The organism is Stieleria maiorica (assembly GCF_008035925.1).
Lineage (GTDB): Bacteria > Planctomycetota > Planctomycetia > Pirellulales > Pirellulaceae > Stieleria > Stieleria maiorica.
In genome coordinates, this window is the sequence record NZ_CP036264.1 from 9,180,455 (window position 1) to 9,201,034 (window position 20,580).

At 54.5% G+C, this 20,580-nt stretch carries 14 protein-coding genes; 7 read left to right on the forward strand and 7 right to left on the reverse strand.

From position 1 onward, the window contains the following. Positions 1–13 precede the first annotated feature (13 nt). Genes Mal15_RS31430 through Mal15_RS31450 form a run of 5 tightly spaced genes read left to right on the forward strand, consistent with a single transcriptional unit; the run spans position 14 to position 6,433 of the window. The gene (locus Mal15_RS31430) at positions 14–1,384 is read left to right on the forward strand and encodes a sulfatase-like hydrolase/transferase (RefSeq protein ID WP_147871350.1); all 1,371 of its coding nucleotides are present in this window, start codon (positions 14–16) and stop codon (positions 1,382–1,384) included. Between the two features lie 6 nt (positions 1,385–1,390). Further along, on the forward strand, positions 1,391–2,887 hold the full coding sequence (locus tag Mal15_RS31435) for a sulfatase (RefSeq protein ID WP_233903135.1): 1,497 nt from the start codon (positions 1,391–1,393) through the stop codon (positions 2,885–2,887). A 33-nt stretch (positions 2,888–2,920) separates the two neighbouring features. Next, positions 2,921–4,417 carry a sulfatase family protein gene (locus tag Mal15_RS31440; RefSeq protein ID WP_233903136.1) on the forward strand — a complete coding sequence of 499 codons (1,497 nt, stop codon included), beginning with the start codon at positions 2,921–2,923 and terminating at the stop codon, positions 4,415–4,417. Between the two features lie 25 nt (positions 4,418–4,442). After that, positions 4,443–5,717, forward strand: a complete 1,275-nt coding sequence (locus tag Mal15_RS31445) for a Gfo/Idh/MocA family protein (RefSeq protein ID WP_147871351.1) — start codon at positions 4,443–4,445, stop codon at positions 5,715–5,717. A 14-nt stretch (positions 5,718–5,731) separates the two neighbouring features. Beyond that, positions 5,732–6,433 carry a 3-keto-disaccharide hydrolase gene (locus Mal15_RS31450; protein WP_147871352.1) on the forward strand — a complete coding sequence of 234 codons (702 nt, stop codon included), beginning with the start codon at positions 5,732–5,734 and terminating at the stop codon, positions 6,431–6,433. A gap of 63 nt (positions 6,434–6,496) precedes the next feature. Here Mal15_RS31450 and Mal15_RS31455 read toward each other — a convergent pair whose 3' ends face one another. The 7 genes from Mal15_RS31455 to Mal15_RS31485 form a co-directional block, all read right to left on the reverse strand. Beyond that, the gene (locus Mal15_RS31455; protein ID WP_147871353.1) at positions 6,497–8,092 is read right to left on the reverse strand and encodes a sulfatase; all 1,596 of its coding nucleotides are present in this window, start codon (positions 8,090–8,092) and stop codon (positions 6,497–6,499) included. Positions 8,093–8,139: 47 nt separating this feature from the next. Continuing rightward, positions 8,140–9,432, reverse strand: coding sequence for a sulfatase family protein (locus tag Mal15_RS31460; protein WP_261344567.1), 1,293 nt, complete (start codon positions 9,430–9,432; stop codon positions 8,140–8,142). Positions 9,433–9,546: 114 nt separating this feature from the next. Next, positions 9,547–12,027, reverse strand: a complete 2,481-nt coding sequence (locus tag Mal15_RS31465; RefSeq protein WP_233903137.1) for a DUF1592 domain-containing protein — start codon at positions 12,025–12,027, stop codon at positions 9,547–9,549. After that, on the reverse strand, positions 12,027–13,313 hold the full coding sequence (locus tag Mal15_RS31470; RefSeq protein ID WP_199773770.1) for a DUF1552 domain-containing protein: 1,287 nt from the start codon (positions 13,311–13,313) through the stop codon (positions 12,027–12,029). The genes Mal15_RS31465 and Mal15_RS31470 overlap by 1 nt, the downstream gene beginning before the upstream one ends. A gap of 186 nt (positions 13,314–13,499) precedes the next feature. Next, a complete protein-coding gene (locus tag Mal15_RS31475; protein ID WP_147871355.1) occupies positions 13,500–14,591 on the reverse strand; it encodes a sugar kinase in 1,092 nt (363 codons plus the stop codon). A gap of 31 nt (positions 14,592–14,622) precedes the next feature. Beyond that, the gene (locus tag Mal15_RS31480; protein WP_147871356.1) at positions 14,623–15,276 is read right to left on the reverse strand and encodes a bifunctional 4-hydroxy-2-oxoglutarate aldolase/2-dehydro-3-deoxy-phosphogluconate aldolase; all 654 of its coding nucleotides are present in this window, start codon (positions 15,274–15,276) and stop codon (positions 14,623–14,625) included. 1 nt (position 15,277) lies between these two features. Continuing rightward, positions 15,278–17,056, reverse strand: coding sequence for an arylsulfatase (locus Mal15_RS31485; RefSeq protein WP_147871357.1), 1,779 nt, complete (start codon positions 17,054–17,056; stop codon positions 15,278–15,280). 297 nt (positions 17,057–17,353) lie between these two features. Here Mal15_RS31485 and Mal15_RS31490 point away from each other — a divergent pair, with 297 nt between their 5' ends. Further along, positions 17,354–18,757 (forward strand): glycosyl hydrolase, encoded by a 1,404-nt coding sequence (locus tag Mal15_RS31490; RefSeq protein WP_147871358.1) that lies wholly within the window; start codon positions 17,354–17,356, stop codon positions 18,755–18,757. 209 nt (positions 18,758–18,966) lie between these two features. Then, on the forward strand, positions 18,967–20,256 hold the full coding sequence (locus Mal15_RS31495; protein WP_147871359.1) for a DUF1552 domain-containing protein: 1,290 nt from the start codon (positions 18,967–18,969) through the stop codon (positions 20,254–20,256). Positions 20,257–20,580 lie beyond the last annotated feature (324 nt).

The window sequence follows — 20,580 nt, forward strand, 5'->3', positions numbered from 1 at the left end:
ACCTATCCTTGCAATGATTGTTTTGTGCCTGGCCATCCCGCTTTCGGACGCCCGGTCGCAGGAACATAAGCCGAATTTCATCGTTATCCTCGCGGACGACCTGGGCTACGGTGACCTCGGGTGTTTCGGAGCGACGGATATCCGCACTCCGAACATCGATTCACTGGCGCGGGACGGGATGAAGTTCACCAGCTTTTACGTACACCAGCGATGCTCTCCCTCCAGGCTTGCGTTCATGACAGGCTGTTACGCGCACCGCGTTGGTACGACGAAAGTGATCTATCCGCGAGATCGCATGGGTATCAACCCGGCGGAAATCACCGCGCCGGAGCTTTTGAAGAAAGCCGGCTACACATGCGGGATCGTCGGTAAGTGGCATCTCGGCGACTGGGAACCTTTTCATCCGCTAAATCACGGCTTTGACTACTTCAAGGGCGCGTGGCATGTTGCTGCGGATGATGGAGAATCGGCCGAAAGGGAAGGTGCCTTCATGGAGAACCGAACCACGGTATCAGAGACCTACCGGAAGTGCGGCGAGACCGAGCACGAGGAAGTCAACGGCGCGCTGCGATTCATCGAGGAGAACCGGTCCAGGCCCTTCATGCTCTACTATGCGAGCCGCGGCACACATTCACGCTGGAATCCCAGCCCGAAGTTTGTTGGCACGTCGACCCGACCCAATCGCTACGGTGATGCCGTTCAAGAATTGGATTTTGAAGTCGGCCGCATCCTGCAGAAGCTCGACGAAATCGAACTGAGCCAGGACACGCTGGTGATCTTCGGCTCCGATAATGGAGCCCCGCTGAACAGCCCCGGTCCCTCCAATGCTCCCCTTCGAGACGGCAAGTGGACGAATTTCGAAGGCGGCATCCGCACTCCTTGGCTCATGCGATGGCCGGGGCACATTCCGGCGAATGTGACCACCGAGCGGATCGCCGGAATCTGGGACTTGCTGCCAACGTTCTGTGACATCGCTGGAGTGGCACCGCCGCATGACCGCGTGCTCGACGGCGTGAGCATTCTTCCCGTGATGCTGGGCGAGCAAGAATCAACTCCTCCGCGCGACAGCGTCATCATGGACGGCTCGACGATCCGTATGGGTGACTGGAAGCTGTTCCTGAAAGCAGAGAAGCCTGGCGGAAGAAATGGCGGCGAGCGGATGGGAACGGCGGCAGGCACGCTCTTCAATATGAAGACCGATTCGAGCGAAACCACCGATGTCGCCGCTGAAAATCCTGATGTGGTTCAGAGTCTGCGCGTTGCTGCGAAAGCCTTTGAGCAGGAACTGGCAAACCACTCTCGTCCCATCGGCCGACTGGAAGGCGACAACAAGGACAGTGCAAAGCCTGGCACAAAGACCAGGAAGAACAAAAGCGACAAGTGAATTGATATGAAACCTAATCAACAAGTGATCAATAGGCTCGCGGTTCTCCTGTTCCTATGCGTGTTTTCCACGCAGAACGCAGCGGCGGAAAAGCCGATGAATGTTTTGATGTTGATCTCAGACGATTTGAATTCTTGGCTGCTGGAAAACCCAGAACGTTATGTTGGAAGAGTCATCGCCCCGAACCTGAAGGCGTTGGCTCAAAGCGGTGTGAATTTCAAGTACGCCTATACCTCGGCACCCGTATGCAGCCCCTCTCGAACTGCTTTCTTCTCCGGCGTGGCCCCTTGGAAATCAGGTATCTACAACAACGCGCAGAGCATCAGCACGAGTACGGCACTGAATCAAGATGCGGTGTTATCACTGGCCGGATTGTTCAGGAAGAGCGGCTACGCAACCTTTGGTTATGGCAAGATCACTCACGGCTGGGATCAGAAACAGCACTGGGACGATCATGTCGGTCACAAGCGAGACCCGGCTCCTCCTGGTGCGCCGTTGGCTGGACTGAGCAGAGGCGAGCAGGATTGGGGAAAAATCCATCTCACCGAGGATCAAATGAATGACACCCTCGGAGCCAACAAGGCCATCGCGGTCCTAGAGGAACAACACGACAAGCCATTCTTCCTAGCCTACGGCTCGTTCAATCCTCACATGCCATGGTACGTACCGCAGAAATATTTCGATATGTATCCCTTGGATCAGATCGTCCTTCCCGAGCTGAAGGAGGACGACTTGGAAGACCTTCCGCCACTTGCAAAAGCGGTGAGTGATGGGCTCGGGAGCTTTGCCGACAAGGTCATCCGGTCCGGCAAACACAAAGAGGCGGTGCAGGCCTACTTGGCCACGACCACCTATGTCGACACTCAGTTTGGTCGTGTGCTCGATGCCCTTGAAAAGAGCCCGTACAAGGACAACACGATTGTCGTTTTCCTGACTGATCACGGGTTTCACCTGGGCGAAAAACATCACTGGCAAAAAACGACTCTCTGGGAAGAGGGGACGCACACGTTGTTGATGTTTCGTGCGCCGGGAGTTACCCAAGCCGGTGGCGTGTCTGAACGGTTCGTCTCTCTTTTGGATATCTACCCCACCCTGGCCGAACTCTGCGAACTTTCGCCTCCTGCGACCATCGATGGACGATCGCTGGTCCCCCTGCTCAAAGACCCGATGGCTCCCTGGGAAAGCACGGCCATCACCGGACTGTGCGACAAAAGCAAAACGGACCTAGCCTACGTCAGCATCCGTCATGAACTCGGACGCTATACCCGATACGGGTCTGACGAAGAGGAATTCTACGACACCTCGAAAGACCCACACGAATGGACCAACGAGATTTCCAACCCGAAATACGCCACCATCGTTAAAAAACTCCGAACCCTGGTTCCGAGTTTCGAAGAGACCGCTCAGCCCGTTCCATCTGCTCTGACCGCGGAGCGTCGGAAGACCCAAAACGAGAGGAAGAAAAGTAAGAAGGGCGAGACGAAAACAGAACGTTCAAAATAGCCGCATTTCTCAACATTCGACTGCGCCCACTCCATGAACAATACTGCAATGAACCGTCTCGCTTCCTTCCTTTGCGCTCTTTTGATTGTCTGCGGTTTATCCGTTGCCGCCGAAACTACGCAACAGCCCAACTTGATCGTGATCTTGGAGGATGATCTGGGTTATGGCGATCTCGGCTGTTATGGCGTGCTGGACTTGGCCACGCCGCACATCGATCGTATGGCGGAAGAAGGAATGAAGTTCACGAGCTTCTATGTTTCTCCAGTCTGTTCGCCGACCCGCGCCTCACTGATGACAGGTTGCATCGCCCAGCGTGTGGGGATCGGCGGCGTTCTCTTCCCCAGGAACAACCACGGATTAAATCCCGAAGAAAAGACGCTTCCTGAGCTGCTCAAGGAGCAAGGTTACGCGACCGCCATCATTGGCAAATGGCATCTTGGCAATCAAGCCACGTTCCATCCGCTGAAGCATGGGTTCGACTCATGGTATGGGACGCCGGCGTCGAATAGCCAGGGTTTTGAACCGACGCTCCAACAGTACGCGGAAGATTGCGTGTGGCGCGAAGAATATACCCGCGAGAGTATCGTCAAAATGCCCGAGGCGAAGTGCCCGCTGATTCGGGACAACAGCATTATTGAAGTCCCCGCGGACCAGACGCAGTTCACTCAACGTTATACGCGTGAGGCTGTCCGTTTCATCACCGAACATAGGGATCATCCGTTTTTCCTCTATCTGGCCCACAACATGGTGCACATCCCGGTGCATGCCTCGGCGGACTTTGTCGGGAAGAGCAAGTTGGGAATTTACGGCGATGCGATTCAGGAACTCGATTGGAGTACGGGTGAAATCCTGAAGACGCTCAAAGAACTCGGGCTGGATGAGAATACATTGGTGATTTTTACGTCCGACAACGGGCCACATTTGGGTCAGGGCGCCAGTGCTGGACCGCTTCGTGGTGCGAAGGGCTCGACCTTTGAAGGTGGCGTTCGCGTGCCGTTCATCGCTCGTTGGCCAGGGAACATTCCCGCAGGTCACGTGACCGATGAACCCATCGCGGTCATGGATCTGCTGCCAACACTGGTAACACTCGCGGGCGGAACGGCCCCAAGCGATCGCATCATCGACGGCAAGAACATCTGGCCGGTCCTGGCAGGCGAGAACGGAGCGAAGTCGCCGCATGAGGCAATCTACTATCTGCGCGGCCGGTCGGTGAACGGTGTCCGTATGGGCGATTGGAAATACTTGAACGTCCCGGCAAGGGACGTCCAGCCGAAGATTGAAATCGAGCTTTCTCCAGAAGAACAAAAACTGCCTCGCAGGCAGCGAAATGAACTTGTGAAGGAGCGGACGAGAGCGGCGCAGGCAAAACGAGGCGATGTCGAGATGCTCTTCAATCTGCGCGAGGATGTTGGCGAAGAGAAGAACATGATTGATCAGCACACCGACATCGCTGCCCGCATGAAGAGCCGTTTGAACATGTTTGCATCTGAATTCAAGAAGACCCTCCGGCCCGCCGCCACGGCTGAATGAACTTTCACAAACAACAGGATCAATCATGACCACTTCAATTCAAAACCTACGATTGCGTCGAACTGTTTTGAAATCGATTGGTACGACCACGGCGCTGACAGCGAGCGGACTGTTGCCGTCATTGATTTACGCCGCACCGTCAACCTCCGCGAATGAAAAGTTGCGAGTCGGGCTGATCGGCGCTGGCAATCGAGCCAAGTGGTTGACTCGCGCCTTGGCCCGCGAATCCCATCGAGCCGAATTGGTCGCCGTCTGCGATTGCTTTCTTCCGCAGATCGATGCCCTCGCGTCTGATGAAAAGAAGAATCCAAAGGCCGGTGATTCCTGGATGCGTTATCAGAACTACGAGCAGATGTTCGATTCTGAGGATCTGGATGCCGTCATGATCGCGACACCCGATCACGTCCGCGTGCGGGCGGCAATCCTCGCCTGTGCAAAAGGCCTGGATGTTTACGCCGAAAAGCCACTCAGCTTCAGCATTCCGGAAGGACGAGCACTGGTCAAAGCCGTGCGAAAGCACAAACGAGTGCTGCAGGTCGGCACACAACAACGCAGCACGCCAATCAATCAGTATGCGTGTGAATTCGTTCGGAGAGGTGGCTTGGGCAAAGTCTCGACAATCCTCGTTAAAAACTACTCAGGCTCTCGGCCTGCAAAGGGTCTCGACAAGCAACTGATCCCCGAAGGCATGGATTGGAATCGTTTTTGTGACCAAGCAAAGTTGCTCGACTACCACGAACAGCTGCAACGTCGGTGGCGGAGCTTCGACGCCTTTACCGGAGGCCCCATTTGTGATCGTGGTTCGCACGCGCTGGACATGGTTCACCTTGCAATGGGGTGGGAACAAGTCGCGCCGACGCGGATCGAACCGACGACTGACGCGAAGGACTACTGGGATCGCGGTGTGTGGCTGTATTACCCGGATGGCACTGTCATTCGGCTGGAAAGCACCGGCGGACCCGCGTTCGGTGGAATTTTTATTGGAGAGCACGGCAAGATTGAAATCAATCGCGGACGGTTCGCTTGCAATCCAACGAATCTGCTCGCACCGTTTACAGGTTCACAAACCGAATCGCACGTCGCCAACTGGCTCGATTGCATTCAGACCCGGGAGGATCCCAATGCTCCAGTCGAAGTCGGTCACCTGATTTCCACTATTGCGCATTTGATCAACATTTGTCGCGAGACTGGTCGAACGATCCACTGGGACGCTGCCAACGAGCAGATCATCGACGATGACGCTGCTAATTCGATGCTGACGAAAGAACGACGTCCCGAGTTTTCCCTTCCCAATGTTTAGCCGCAGGACCTCCAATGCTTTCCGGTACATTCTTTTTTGCTGATCGATCGCCACGGCGGTGTTTCGCATCTATTGTGTTCGTTGCGATCTCCTTCTGCTGTGGCGTCTCCCTTGCTGGCGATTGGACCACACTGTTTTATGGCAAGAACCTCGACGGCTGGTTACCGTCACGCGACAACACGCAGTTTGCGATTGTCGACGGGATCATTGTTGGCACGAGTTCCAGCCAGACTCATTTTCTTCACACGGTTGAAACGTACGGCGATTTTGAACTCGAACTCGAAGTCAAACTTCATGACACGGACCTGAATTCGGGCATTCAAATTCGAACTCAGCTGACGCGTACAAACGACGCCGGCAAAGCTCGCCCCGTCATTCATGGCCCCCAAGTAGATCTAGGCAAATCGCCAGGCAGATCCGGCAATATCTTTAACCAGGGCAATGGTGCCTGGATTACACCCAAGGAAGATTTGATCCGGAATGAAACGATGACCAACGGCGAATGGAACAAACTGCGAGTGCTGGCTGTTGGCCCGCGGATTCAATCTTGGATCAATGGCAAACAAGTTGCCGATGTTACGGATGACGGAGTCTACGAAAAGTATCCGTCGGGCGTGATCGCATTGCAGGTGCACGGCGTAAAGAAGTCACCGGAGAAAGCTCGCCACGTTTCGTTTCGATCCATCCGCATCCGCCAAATCGAATCCACAAAGTAGCGCACGTTCAATGAGCGGCCGCAGCCGTACTTACGACATCGGTCTTAAGCCGTTGGCGTGGTTTCATCTCTCGTCCGCTTCAAGTTGCCGGCTCCCTGTAAATGGGCCCCATTGGACGCGCGCTGAGTATTCCTTCGATCCCTTGTAGGTCGCCGGGTCGTAATCCGGATTTCGTTTCGGGATGCGGGCACCAACTTCGTCGAAATACTGCATCATCTCATCATAGAGACGGCGATGTTCTTCCGGGTGAGTCGCCGCAATGTTGTGGACTTCTCCGATGTCGTCACTCAGGTCGAAGAGCATCGGGATGTCTGGACGCTCGTAGAAATGCAACAATTTGCGATTGCCGGAGACAACCGCGGAGTGCGGCATGGTCGTACGGTAGTGCGGGTAGTGGAAATAGAGATTTCGATTCAGGAACGCCTCGGTCGGCGGCTGCCCTGCCATGTACGGCGCAAGGCTAACACCGTCGATGTTCATCAGCATGCTCGAATCACCGCCTGCCCAATCCACAAAGGTCGGAAGGAAGTCGTAGTTAACGACGTTGCCGTTGAATTCCGAGCCAGCTTTGATCCCAGGTCCTTTCACAATCATCGGCACCCGAATGCCGCCCTGCCAGACCCACCACTTTGCACCGTGGTGAGGTTGCTTGAGCTCCGGATCGAGAAGCAGCTCTTTGTGCCGATATCCGTTGTCGGATACAAGTACCACGTAGGTGTTATCTTCAATGCCAAGCGCTTCGATCTTTTCGAGCACGGCTCCGATTCGACCGTCGAGGTCCTCGCCCATTCCAAGCCAAACTGCGGGGTCGTCGCCTAAACGGACGGTGTCCTTGTCTTTGTTGTTTGCTTTGTACCAATCTTCGACGAGTGGGTGATTCGCATACTTCTCACGGGTCGCCGGTAAACATTCACTTCCGGCGTGCATCGCGTAGTGCGAGATCTGTAAGTAGAACGGATTCCCGGCGGCGACCTGTTGTTCCATGAATCCGATCGCCTTCGCCGTCGTGCTAAACATCAACTTCGGATCGGTCAGTTTCTCGGGTATTCGTCGTGGCTTTGCTTCCCCTTCTTTCGCGAACGAGGCAAGCGTATTGCCGGGCTTGTTGTCCGTATTACCATCGTGCAGCACATAGCCCTCATCCCCAGGATTACCACGCATGTGCCACTTGCCAACATGGGCACTGACATAACCAAGTGGCGCCAAGGCTTCGGGAATCGTTACCGTATCCGGATCAATTGTCTGGTCCGAGACGCAGCCAACCACAGGAAAGTTCTTGTACATTCGACTTTCGTCGTAGTAATCCTGCCCACGCGAATTCATATAGACCGTGTATCCGCTCCGCGGCGACGACTGCCCCGTCTGAACACAAACGCGTGAAGGAGAGCACTGGGGTGAAGCATAGGCGTTACGAAACTTCATGCCTTCCCTTGCCAACCGTTCGATGTTTGGCATCTCGAGCACCGGCATCTTCGAGTTTCCTAGTGCGTCATCCATCGCTACAGGCGTTCCGTTCCATGCCCAGTCGTCGATGAAAAGCAACACAATGTTCGGCTTACCCGAATCTGTCCGTTCAGCCCGTGCACACTGGCACAGGAAAATGGCCAAGAAAAGCGAAAACGATAGGCTTGCAGTTCGATTAAAAAGTGTTGCGTTCATGCGTGGGATTTCTTGTGAGATGAGGGTCTATTTTGGCATTCTTTAAATCATTCGTCGTTGTCGCGTTCACCGGCCTTCTCGTAGGCAGTCGGGAGTTCAGCATTCCAAGCGCGTAGTTGTCGCATCAGACGCTTTAGCACTTCTGGATTGGCCTCGGCGACGTTATTGCTCTCGGACGGATCGATTGACAAGTCATACAGTTCAGGTGACCCACGCCTTTGCCGTGGAAGGTGCAGCTTCCAGTTGCCATCACGCATCGTCGACGTTGCGCCGGGGGAGCTAAGTCTCCAGTACAGGGGTTTCGAACGCTGCCGCTCGGCTCCTTGCCAGATGTCAGAGATATCCTCGCCGTCCAACTGCTCGGGTAGATCACTGACTCCAGCGATTGCAGCGAGTGTCGGCATCCAATCAACAAACGAGCAGACGCTGCCCGAATCGACTCGACCGGCGGGCACTTTGCCGGGCCAGCGAACGATGAAAGGAACTCTTGTACCGCCTTCAAACTGCGTGTGCTTCCCTCCGCGAAACTCTCCCGCGTAGCCGAGCATGTTGTCGGAGTATTTGCGCGCTCCCTTGTTGGCGAGGATGACTGGTGCGGGACCGTGATCGCTCGAGAACACGACAATCGTGTTGTCGCTTAGCGACAGTTCGTCCAGCGTCTGCAAAAGTCGACCGACGTTGAGGTCGATCTGGTAGACATCGCCTAGATACTGCCTCATTGATCGATCAATATCGCCCCCGATCTGGATGCACTCTTCGAATTTCTGCTGCATGGTCGGCGAGAAATCACCGCGTTCGACTTTCACATCATCAAACGTTGCCGCAAGGGCATCCGGTGTATTGACAGGGAAATGAGTTGCGTGGCCCCACACGTTCACATAGAACGGCCCGTCCTTGTTTTCACGAATAAAGTCAATCGCAGCAGAGTAGAGCATCGTGTCGCGACCCTCCGATTTTTCGCGGCTACTGCCGAGCGTTTCGATATCGTCGATGCCGTAGGTTCCGTCCGAGTCGTCGGGCCCAATGTGCCACTTGCCGAAGTGTCCAGTCTTGTAACCTTTTCGTTTCAACAGCTCCGTGATCGTTACATGGTCGCCGAACCCAAAGTCGGCGGCATACTTCGGATATCGAGCCGGAAACAAACCCGTCATCAATCCGGTACGACTGGGATTGCAGGTAACTCCAGTGACATAAAACTGGGTAAAACGAGTACCCTGGCTGGCGAGGCGATCCAGATTAGGCGTTTTCGCATAGGGATGTCCGTAACAACTTAGATCACCGAATCCAAGATCGTCTGCGAACATGAAGACAATGTTGGGCGGTAAATCCTCTGCATTCAAATTACCTGCAAAAGATGCGAGGACCCCAACAATACAGAGAAGACAGTACTTTAGCCCTGGGGTGAGGTTCTTCGTGTTACGGGCGCTACATGCCATAGGTCATTACTCGATTTCTTAATTTGCCTTGAACACGTCACTGGTGACGATCAATTCCACAAGGTCACGGAGTCCGCCGTCTCGCTCGACAAATGCGTCCAGAACAGACTCAACGACTGGCCGGTCCTGGAATCCAAGTTCTCGTCCGAGTGCATAGGTCAACATTTTTTGCGTTAGGCACTTCGCGACTTGATCCTTCTGCTTCAGCAGCAATTGCTTCAGTTCGACAATGTCAGCGAATGACTCGCCACTCGGTAACATTCCCGACGTGTCCACCTTGTTGGTAGGCTCTCCATCGCTGCCAGAATAATGATGGCGAACTGAGCCAATGGGATCGAAAGACTCTAAAGCGAAGCCGATCGGATCGATCTTACGATGGCATTCGGCACACGTTGCAACGTTGCGATGCTTGGCGAGCTGTTCTCGAATCGTCGTCGCGCCTCGAATATCTGGCTCCAAGGGCTCGACATCCGGCGGTGGAGGCGGAGGTGGTGACCCAAGAATATTCTCCAAGACCCAGATGCCGCGAGTCACGGGCGAAGTTTCAACTCCATTCGAAGTTGCAGTCAGCACGCTTGCGTGGCCGAGTAAACCTCCGCGAAATGATTGCTCAGGTAGTGGGACTCGCCGAAACTCGTCCCCCGCGACCTTCGGCAAACCGTAGTGAGCCGCCAGGTAACGATTGGCGAAGGTGAAGTCGGAATCGATGAAATGATCGATGCTCAGGTTCTTTTGTAAAACTTCCGCGAAGAATAGCTGAGTCTCTCGCCGCATCAATGGCTCAAGCTGACGGTCATAATAGCTTTCAAACTTTTGCGGGTCGGGCGGCATTGATCCCAGTTCGCTGAGATGCAGCCAACTGTTCGTAAAGTTCTCAATGAACGCTTCAGCCTTGGGATCGTCCAACATGCGGCGAGTCTGGGCAAGCAACACGTTCGGATCGCGCAATGTCCCGTTGGCGGCGATTTGGAGCAGTTGTTCGTCCGGCATCGAACTCCACAGAAAGTACGAGAGCCGCGAAGCGAGCCGATAGTCATCCTCGTCTCGCTCATCCGCTCCAGGCGGTGTCTCGATATAGAGAAAGCTCGGCGAGCAAAGGATGGCCTTGCAGGTGGTGAGATACGCGACTCTTCGAGTCTCGCCGGCGTCTAATCGAGATTGATAGAAAGCCTCGTAACGTTCAACCTCCGAATTCAGCGGCGGCCTACGAAAGGCTAGATAAAGGAAAGGGGGTAGGGATTTCGAAGTTGGGTCAGACAACAGGTCAACTTTCGTGACATCTCTTGGTTCTGGACCTGCAATCTCCATCTGGTGGACTCGCAACCGAGGGCCTTCGTAAGCGTCGGATATCCAGACGTCGAGTATCTCGGAGGGCTCCGTTGAGAAAACATCGAGCCAGTTGCTGGTCTTCGCCTCCGGGTGGAACTTTTTGACCAGCCTTACCAAGGATGCTCTGAAGTCGATTGGCCCATTGGCATAGCGGATGACGGGCACGAATCCTTTGTCCAACCACATCCGCAGCTCGTAGACCTTCGCCGCGTGGTCCTCAACTGGAATGGTTGCCACGATGCGATCAGATGAGTTCTGCCCAGCTCCGGGTCGGGCCAACTTCGGATCGGTCGCAATGATCTCCATTTTGATTGGTTCATCTGGATCAATCTTTAGTTCATTCGGCGGATAGGGGTGCTTGCGGTTCACACCTTCGGCTTTGATGCGAATGGTGTAATAGCCGTCGGCCGGAGCGCCGGGAAAACGTCTTGCATGAAGCCTTGCCCGATCTGGATGGCTGTGCGCCACATCGACATATTGGCCGGTTGGATTGACGATGAAGTTCTGCTCTGGGCGGAACAGAAACCTTCGCTTGCTGAAATCATTCGGTGACAGAATTTCGTTGATGGGTTCGACAACCGCCCGCGACTGGACTGCCTTGTCGATACTTTGTGATGCTGCTTCCAGATAGCATTGCATCAGGTAGTCAGATAGAACCAAGTGCTCGCCGAGATTACTGAAGCCGTCGACTCGATCATCTGCGGGGAAGGACGACGTCGGATCGAACGATTCGATATTCACGCCTAGTAGGTCACGAATCGTGTTGCGATATTCCTGACGGTTTAGTCGTCTAAATCCTTGTTGGTGTATGCCTGATAGTGACTCACGCGCTTGTTCAAGTTGCCGTGTGACTGCGGCGACGAACTGTTTGGTTTCCTTGTCGGATGGTTGCGGTTCATCCTCGGGAGGCATCTCACCCAGATTGACGACATCCAGTATCTCCTGCCAGTGCTCGGCCGTCTCCTTTTCCGAGAGGTCCGCGACCAAGGTGTCGAATCGGCGATCCGCGTTCTGTTCTTCCTCGCCGTGGCAGCGCACGCAGTGATTCTTGACGTAAGCCAGCGTGTCAATCTGCGTGTCGTCTGCTTTGACGTGAGGCTTCAAAGCTATGATCGCCAGACCAATCGCGACGAATCGTTTCAGATTACAAAAGAGAAGCGACCAACTCACTAGCTCAGCCCCTCCAGTGTTCCCGTCGAGGTTCCGAAGCGATCTGTCTCGATACCAAAACGCTGCAGCATTGATAGATACAAATTGCAGGCGGGTACTTTCGAACCATGGCCTTCTGGGTACGCCTTGTGCTCGCCGTGTTGGAAGCCACCACCCGCCAGCAACAGAGGCAACTTGCGATTGGAATGAGAACTCGCATTCCCGAGTCCACTTCCGAACAACACCATGGTCTGATCGAGTAGTGACGTATCTGGCGAAGCTTGTGATCGCTTGAGGCTTTCCAAGAATCTTGCCAACTGCGACGTATGGAAGTGCTCAATCACCGCCAATTGCTGAAGTTTCGATTCGTCTTTTCCGTGGTGCGTCAGATTGTGGTATCCCATCGAGATACCTGAGAGCCCGGATTCCCCTGTCCATCCGTGGATGGCCATCGAGAGGACGCGAGTCGAATCGGTTTCCAACGCGAGTTTCATCAGGTCATAGTAGAGCGCAACCTCCTCGGCGAAGCTGGTCGGCAGAGGCTTGGGCAACTTGTAGTCGGACTTCGGCTTTGGTCTATTCAGCCAGGCTTCGGACTGCTGTAAACGCTTTTCAACTTCACGAATCGAAGTGAAGTACTCATCAAGCTTCGTCGAATCGCTGTGACTGATTCTCTTCCTCAAATCAGCCGCATCGTCACCAACAACATCAAGGATGCTTCGGTTGACAGCGAAAGTGCTGGCTTTTTGCTTTCGATGTGACGGGGGTGTCTCCAAGAACAGAGCGTCGAACATCGTCTGCAGTTTGGAAATGGTTGGAATCTCCACACCGTTTCGCGTCCAAGAAACACCGCCACCGCCTAGCCCCAGTTGCATTGATTGATATCGAGTTTCTGCTCCGACGAACTCGGCAGCGTTTTGATCGACCGATATATTACCCTCGGGATACTGGCTGGCTTGGTCCGAGCGAATCCCAGATAAAAACGTATGCGTCGCAGCGTGGCCTCCAGCGACGCCGGGATGGTCCAAGTCGGAGAAGACTGTGAAGTCGTTTTTTAACGCTGCCAAAGGAGACAGCAACCGAGGCAACTCGTAGTCGCGTCCGGTTTGCAAGGGAAAGAAGTCATTTGGGTACAGGCCATATTCCAGTCCGATGCATACCATCCGCATTGGGGGTTGATCGGCGGTCGAACCAGCTACGCCTTCTGACGCGATGGCACGATTCGTAACCGCCAACGACTCAAGGAACGGCAGTGCGACTACCGCGCCGGTACCACGCAGCAATTGGCGTCGGTCAATTCGTTTCATCTTTTCATTCCCTACGAGTTCGCAATCCGGCGATCTGGATATCGATGGATGAGCGGACGGATTCTCCAAGTCCTCTCCCAGACCACTTGAAGTTGGACAACAAGATTGAGACTTTCTCGAAGAAAATTGGAAATTGTAGTGGACGAGGCTACGAGTCCGTTGACGGAGGACTCGTGGCCTCGTCCACTACCGAACTACCCGTCCCGAGGCGGAGCCTCCCATGAGCAACTCCACTTCGCTGCGGGTCGAAAGATTGACGTCACCCTGAATGGAGTGCTTGAGACAGGAAGCCGCGACCGCGTAACCCAGAGCTGTTTGCGGCACGCTCAGCTCAGGCGTCGTCAACGCGAAAATCAGCCCGCCGGCAAACGAATCGCCTCCACCGACTCGGTCGACGATGCTTTTAATTTCATAGGGACAATAGTCACCGCTGGAATCGACAGGCGCGAAGACAGCGCGATCGCTCGCGGCATCCAGAAGCATCGCTCCCCAGTTGTTGTGCGTCGCCGAAAGACTCTCCCGCAGCGTGATTGCAACTTTGCCAACGTTGGGAAACATCTGGACCACTTGTCGTGCCACGTTGGGGTAGCGAGAGGTGTCAAGCGATCCGGCATGCACGTCGGTGTCACCCGCCTGGATCCCAAGCACGTCATGGCAGTCCTCCTCATTGGCGATGACGACATCCACGAAAGGCAGAATGCTCTTCATGGTTTCTTGGGCCAATTCTCGAGGGGACTTTGACGCGTCCCATTTCCAGAGCTTGCTGCGAAAGTTCAGGTCAATTGACACAGTGGCGCCGGCGTCTTTTGCTTTGCTCGCGGCGACGAGTGTTGCTTCCGCCGCGATCCTTGAAAGCGCCGGGGTTATGCCGCTCAGGTGCAACCACTGGGCATCTTGAAAAATCGCGCCCCAATCATATTGATCCGCACTGGTCATCGAGACCGCCGAATCGGCTCTGTCGTAGACCACGTTGCTCGGACGCTGATTGGCACCCGTTTCCAAAAAGTACAAACCCAAGCGTCCTTTGTCGGTTCGCAAGATATACCGGGTATCAATCCCGAACGCACGAACGGAATCCATCGTTGCATCCGCCAATGCGTGCTTTGGCAAGGCCGTCACAAACCGAGCGGCACCACCAAAGTTGCAAATGGACGCGGCAACGCTCGCTTCCGCACCGACGTACATCACATCGAATTGCCGCGTCTGTCGAAGACGCAGATTGGCTGGTGCGGCCAGACGGCCCATGATTTCACCGAACGTAACGACAACGTTATTCATGTGGCTTGTTAATCTTGAAAATGGACGTGTTTCATTGGTCAGCGATTTGGACCGCTTGGGTGACTTCTTTGGCGCGGGCAGAGATGGCCGTCCAGTCTTCCTGGGCAACCAGTTCCTTCTTGACAATCCAAGACCCGCCGACAGCCACAACGTTTGGTTCGGCTAGGTAGGCTGACATGTTGTCGGCGTTAATTCCACCGAGCGGGAAGTATTCGATGCCAAGGTGGCTGTACGGAGCCGACATGCTTCGCAGATAACCGATCCCACCAAGAGACTCGGCGGGGAACAGCTTGACGAAACGGCAACCCAATTCGATCGAAGCTTCCAGATCCGAGGGCGTAGCGATCCCTGGTGCAAAAGGCAAACCCGCGTCCCTTGCGGCACGAATCACGTTTGCATTCAGTCCTGGAGCGACACCAAAATCGGCACCCGCGTTCTTGACGTCTCTCATGGTATCTGGTGTGAGGATCGTTCCCACACCGACCAAGATCTCGGGTACGTCGGCACAGATCGCCTCCACGGCAGCCAAGCCGTCAGGCGTCCGCAGCAGCAATTCGATCGCATCGATTCCACCGGCCAACAACGCCCTCGCGATCGGAACCGCGTGCTCGGCCTTATCAACGGAAAATCCTGCAACAACGCGTGTGCGTCTCAAACGAGCGATGATTTCAGTGGGAAACATCATGCTATCGCGTCAACACCACTTGATGCGGCCCCAACGTTTGCTCGCCCAGCGTCAGCTCAACAGAAAGCGAAATATCTCCCTTGGGCAAGGCAAGGGTTGTTCGATGGCCGCGTTGTTTTCCGGCGACGATCTCGCATTGGCCAACCGCGTTGCCCGCAGTGACGGTCGCGGTGCCACTGGGATAGTCGCCGCTATCGAGAATGATTTCGACTTCGTATTCACCCGCCTGTGACGCGTTCAAAAGCCAGAACCCGTTCGAGGCCCCTCCCCAAGGTCGGCCGCTCACGTGCCGCCAATCTTGTCGCGTCAGCACTGTCTCCGGTTCGTGTTCCGTGCCGATAACGATTCGTGGTGGCGCGAAGTTGTCATGGCGAGACATACTCACATCCGCGAACCAATCTTCATAGGCCTGTGTGAGGCGTCGCGCGATCTCAGGATACTTCGCCGCGACATCATCCAACTGGCGAGGATCTTCTTCGAGATTGTAGAGCTCCAACTTCGCTTCGCCCGCGACTCGTTCTCTTCCAAATCCGCTCGGATGAACCAGTTTCCAAGGATTTTCGTGGATGGCAAAGTGATTGAATCGTTGTGGGACATTGCCTCGATGTGCCTGAAAGACGACCTGTCGCGTTGGCCACTCGGCGTCCCCATTCGTCAGCAGCGGAAGAAAGCTGCGACCGTCGATTTTGCGTGACGCTGGTAACGGAACCTGACAAGCGTCGAGGATGGTCGGCATCACATCGATGTGAGCACAAAGTTGGGTCGACATTGTACCCGCGGAAATCCTGGCCGGCCAATGCATCACCAAGGGCGATCGAATGCCGCCGTCGTCAACATGCGTCTTCATGCCTCGCATTTCACCAACGTAGCGCATCGAATTGGGGCCATTGTCGTTCAAGTAGATGACGATCGTATTGTCGGTCACTCCGAGTTCGTCGAGCTTTGCAAACAAACGCGCGACGTTGTCATCAATGTTGGTGATCATCGCCGCAATCCGAGCCAGCTTGTCGAACTCAGCCTCGCGACGCTTTTCGGGAAGCGGACTGACTAGCAGCGGCGACAAATCGGTGTTTTTGTATTCCTCGTACAATTCCGTCGGAACATCGTCGAAAGGTCCGTGAGGAGCGTTGGTTGCGATATAAGTGAAGAATGGTTCGTTCGACGCCGCGCTGTTGGAGATGAAGTCCATTGCCGCGCCGAAAAAGATGTCGGTGCAGTACCCTTGCATCGCAACTTCTTCGCCGTTCTTGAACAGCACTGGATCAGTGTATTTGCCTTCCGCGCCGATCGGATCGGATGGTTGTCCGATTCCTCCACCGCGGTGCAACAATGATTCTCGAAAGCCTTGATCCATGGCTCGCATGGGATAGTTATCGCCCAGATGCCACTTCCCATAGATTCCAGTTCGATAGCCCGCGTCTCGTAGACACTCCGCAAGCGTCACTTCGTCTGCGTCCATCATTGCGCGGCCCAAGTAGGTATCGACGCAGCGTGTGCGGTAGTTGTATCGCCCCGTCATGAGGCTCGCCCGAGTCGGTGCACAAACCGGACTTACGTAAAACCTCGACAAAAACCCGCTTCGCGCGTGCATCGCATCGAGTGCCGGGGTGCGTATGACCGTGTTGCCCATAAAGCCGTAATCGCCCACGCCCTGATCATCGCTCATAATCAGAATGACGTTGGGGCGATCGCTGGCGAACATGGCTGAATAGTTGCAAGCAAGCAGCAGGAACGCGGCAAGTGGCACCGGCCTGATCAATCGGATTTTTCTTGTTGACATAAAACCTGATTCAGAGCTGTCTTTGTTCACCGCGTACGCGGAACATAGTTGGAACGATGCAGGATCGCATTTCGAGGAAGACATTGTCCCTCAGTTCACTCCCGCATTGGTCGGAATTGGACTTTCGAAGAAAATCTTTTTCAAATTTGTCTCGTGCTCCTGTCCAATTTGAGTGACTGCGGAGGAGAGATCATGCCAGCACCGCCCAACCGAACATTCGACGACATACCTCCCGCGAGAAATCCCGACCGGGGCCGCTCAATCGCAGGCCGACGAAAGACAGCGTAATCAATCTACATGCAGATTAATCACCAACTTACTGCGTCCGACCTCCGCGTTGACACCCAGCATGTACTGGAGCTTGCCGCCCAAAAAGCGGAAGTGATCGATCGAACGTGGGATGCGAGTAAGGGAACCCCGGTGTTTACGGTCGATGGAAGCTACGCGACTCGGGGCTGGACAGAATGGACCCAAGGATTTCAATACGGCTGCATGATTCTGGCGGGTGACGGCCTGGGTGACGACAAGCTCATCGGGCTCGGCAAACGTCGCACCATTGACAACATGCTCCCGCACGTGACCCATGTCGGGGTTCACGACCATGGCTTCAACAATCTATCGACTTACGGGAATCTACTGCGACTTCTCAAAGAGACGCGAATCGTCGCCGACGAATGGGAAGAAATGACTTACAGCAACGCGATTGCAGCCTCCGGTGCGATCCAGGGATCGCGTTGGTCAGGCACTCCTCCTGTCAAATCAAAGCACTCCGCTAACGCTTCCGCGCTCGGCTACATCTACTCGTTCAATGGGCCGCATTCGCTGTTCATTGATACGATGCGAACCACCCGAATCCTTGGGGTTGCTTGGCAGCTTGGTCACAAATTGATGCATGAAGGGGATCGCGAGGCGAACCTCTTGAAGCGATCCGTTCTACATGGTTTGACAACCAGTCAGTGCATCGTCTTTCACGGCGATAGCGAACACACCTATGACGTGCGCGGTCGGACCGCGCATGAAGGGACATTCAATCGGATCGATGGTGCGTTTCGCTCGCGTGCAACGCAGCAGGGCTACAGTCCCTTCAGTACTTGGACCCGAGGTTTGTCATGGGCGATGTTGGGGTTCGCCGAGGAACTGGAGTTCTTCGAAACGATTCCCGCCAGTGACTTTCAATCGGCTTGCGGGATCGCCAAATCCGATGTCATGAAAGTCTACGAGCGGAACGCAGTCGAAACTTGCGATCATTACATTCATGACGTCTCGACGCTTGATGGAATCACCTATTGGGACGACGGAGCACCTGGATTGTCGCGAATGGGAGACTGGCGTGGTCGGGAAGCGGAGCCGTACAACGATTTTGAACCCGTCGACGCGTCAGCATCCGCCATTGCGGCGCAAGGATTGATTCGATTGGGCAACTACCTTGGAAATACTGACAGGGGTAGAAACTATTACCAAGCAGGATTGACGGTTGCAAAGACTCTGTTTGCTGAACCCTATCTGTCAACGAAACAGAATCATCAAGGGCTCTTGCTGCACTCGATCTATCACTGGCCCAACCACTGGGATCATGTTCCCGAAGGTTCGAAGGTCTCCCACAGCGAATCGAGCATGTGGGGTGACTACCATTTACTCGAGTTGGCGTTGATGGTGCGTCGGATTTCGGATGGTTCGCCATACTTGAGATTCTTTCTTTGAGCGTGAGAAAGGTACAAGTTGTGCAAACGTAGCGGACGCGGCTACGAGTCCATAAACGCGGGGACTCGTTGCCTCGTCCACTACTCCAGTTTTTGATCGAATTTCAAAAACTGTGATTCTTTCTGTCCAACTTTCGCTAGCGCGGGAGCGAAAGACAGGTCCGTCATTGACGAAGTCGTCAAACATCGACAGGAAAGAATTTGCCCATCATGAAAATCAACAAGAGAACATTCCTTCGAGGTGCGGGCGCATCAATTGCCCTGCCTTTCCTTGAATCGATCGCGAGCCCTGTCGTCAACGCGGCGAGTGTTGCTTCCGCAACTTCCAAGATGCGGATGGTGTGCATCGGCTACAACTACGGCATCAATCCCGACGCCTTCTTCCCTTCCGAGGCCGGGAAGAACTATACCGCTACACGCTATCTGAAGCCGTTCATGGACATGAGAGACCGCTTCACGGTCTTCTCCAATCTCGACCATCCCGGCGTGAAGGGCGGTCATGCTGCCGTGCATGCGTTTCTTTCTGGAGTGCTGGCAAATCAAGCCAAGGATCGCCCGGGTCGCAACGTCTCGGTCGACCAAATGGCGGCAGATCATGTGGGAAGCGATACGCGGTTTGCTTCGCTGCAGTTGGACATTGGTGGGGCGAAGTCAATCAAGTCGTGGACGCGGATGTCGTGGACGCGGAACGGCGTGCCGGCTCCTCCAATCACTGATTTGCGGCAGGTGTTTGATGGGCTTTTTCAAGAAACCAGCGAGAGCCAGAAAAAGCGTTTGGCACGTTCGAACAAATTGAACAGCAGCATCCTTGATGTGGTGATGGATGACGCGGCCTTATTGAAGAAGCGTCTTAACCCTAAAGATCTGGATAAGCTGGACGAATACTTCACGTCAATCAGGGAAGTGGAGAAACGTCTGAACATGTCGGAGGATTGGCTGAACACCGCAAAACCCGTTGTGGACTTCCGGTTGCCTGATCCGATGCCGATCCATTTTGTTGAAAAGGTTCCGCTCTACTACGAATTAATAAAGCTGGCGCTGCAGACCGATTCGACGCGAGTAGTTTCGTACGCCATCTCGGAATGGGATGGGTCCTCGGGAATTGACGGTGTCGATCAGGGATACCATACGCTCACCCATCATGGGAGAGATGAGACTCGTTTGTCTCAGTTGCGAAAGGTTGAGGACTTCCTGGCCAAGGCTCAGGCGGATTTCATCAGATCTTTGGATGCCGTCAAGGTTGAGGAGGGTCGGAGCTTGCTCGATCAAACGATGGTCTTGTCAGGTTCCGGGATGGGCAATGCTAGTTCGCATTCGAATGTGAAATTGCCACTGATGTTGGCGGGCGGAGGCTTCAGGCATGGAGAGCATAAGGTTTACTCGGCGAAGGAACACTCAAAGACGCCGGCGTGCAATCTCTACTTGACGATGCTTCAGCGTTTCGGATTGGAGGTTGACCAATTCGGAACGAGCACAGGAACTTTGGATAATTTCTCCTAGAAAATGACTAGCAAATCTGAACCGCTTTTTATGGCTATTGAATTACGAAGACTCGGCATCTTGGTGTCATTTGCGGGCGCTGCATTGATTGGCAGTGCCAACGCTTCGGCCTCGGAAGACGCTGGTGATGGCGAGACCTCGGGTCCGATTGCATTTCTCAAGACGCACTGTTTGAACTGCCACGGAGAGGAGAAGCAACACGACGATCGCACCAAAATCTGGATTCAGTATTCGCCGAAGCCTTGCCTCAGTGAACCCCTCCGCCAATAAATTCAGCCGGACTGGTTTCTCACTGCCCTGTTACGGAGATGGCAATGGCTTCCC

Excerpts from the sequence above, each read along its gene's own strand:
- Mal15_RS31430 (WP_147871350.1), top strand. The coding sequence starts at position 14 with ATGATTGTTTTGTGCCTGGCCATCCCGCTTTCGGACGCCCGGTCGCAG.
- Mal15_RS31435 (WP_233903135.1), top strand. The coding sequence starts at position 1,391 with ATGAAACCTAATCAACAAGTGATCAATAGGCTCGCGGTTCTCCTGTTC.
- Mal15_RS31440 (WP_233903136.1), top strand. The coding sequence starts at position 2,921 with ATGAACAATACTGCAATGAACCGTCTCGCTTCCTTCCTTTGCGCTCTT.
- Mal15_RS31445 (WP_147871351.1), top strand. The coding sequence starts at position 4,443 with ATGACCACTTCAATTCAAAACCTACGATTGCGTCGAACTGTTTTGAAA.
- Mal15_RS31450 (WP_147871352.1), top strand. The coding sequence starts at position 5,732 with ATGCTTTCCGGTACATTCTTTTTTGCTGATCGATCGCCACGGCGGTGT.
- Mal15_RS31455 (WP_147871353.1), bottom strand. The coding sequence starts at position 8,092 with ATGAACGCAACACTTTTTAATCGAACTGCAAGCCTATCGTTTTCGCTT.
- Mal15_RS31470 (WP_199773770.1), bottom strand. The coding sequence starts at position 13,313 with ATGAAACGAATTGACCGACGCCAATTGCTGCGTGGTACCGGCGCGGTA.
- Mal15_RS31475 (WP_147871355.1), bottom strand. The coding sequence starts at position 14,591 with ATGAATAACGTTGTCGTTACGTTCGGTGAAATCATGGGCCGTCTGGCC.
- Mal15_RS31480 (WP_147871356.1), bottom strand. The coding sequence starts at position 15,276 with ATGATGTTTCCCACTGAAATCATCGCTCGTTTGAGACGCACACGCGTT.
- Mal15_RS31485 (WP_147871357.1), bottom strand. The coding sequence starts at position 17,056 with ATGTCAACAAGAAAAATCCGATTGATCAGGCCGGTGCCACTTGCCGCG.
- Mal15_RS31490 (WP_147871358.1), top strand. The coding sequence starts at position 17,354 with ATGCAGATTAATCACCAACTTACTGCGTCCGACCTCCGCGTTGACACC.
- Mal15_RS31495 (WP_147871359.1), top strand. The coding sequence starts at position 18,967 with ATGAAAATCAACAAGAGAACATTCCTTCGAGGTGCGGGCGCATCAATT.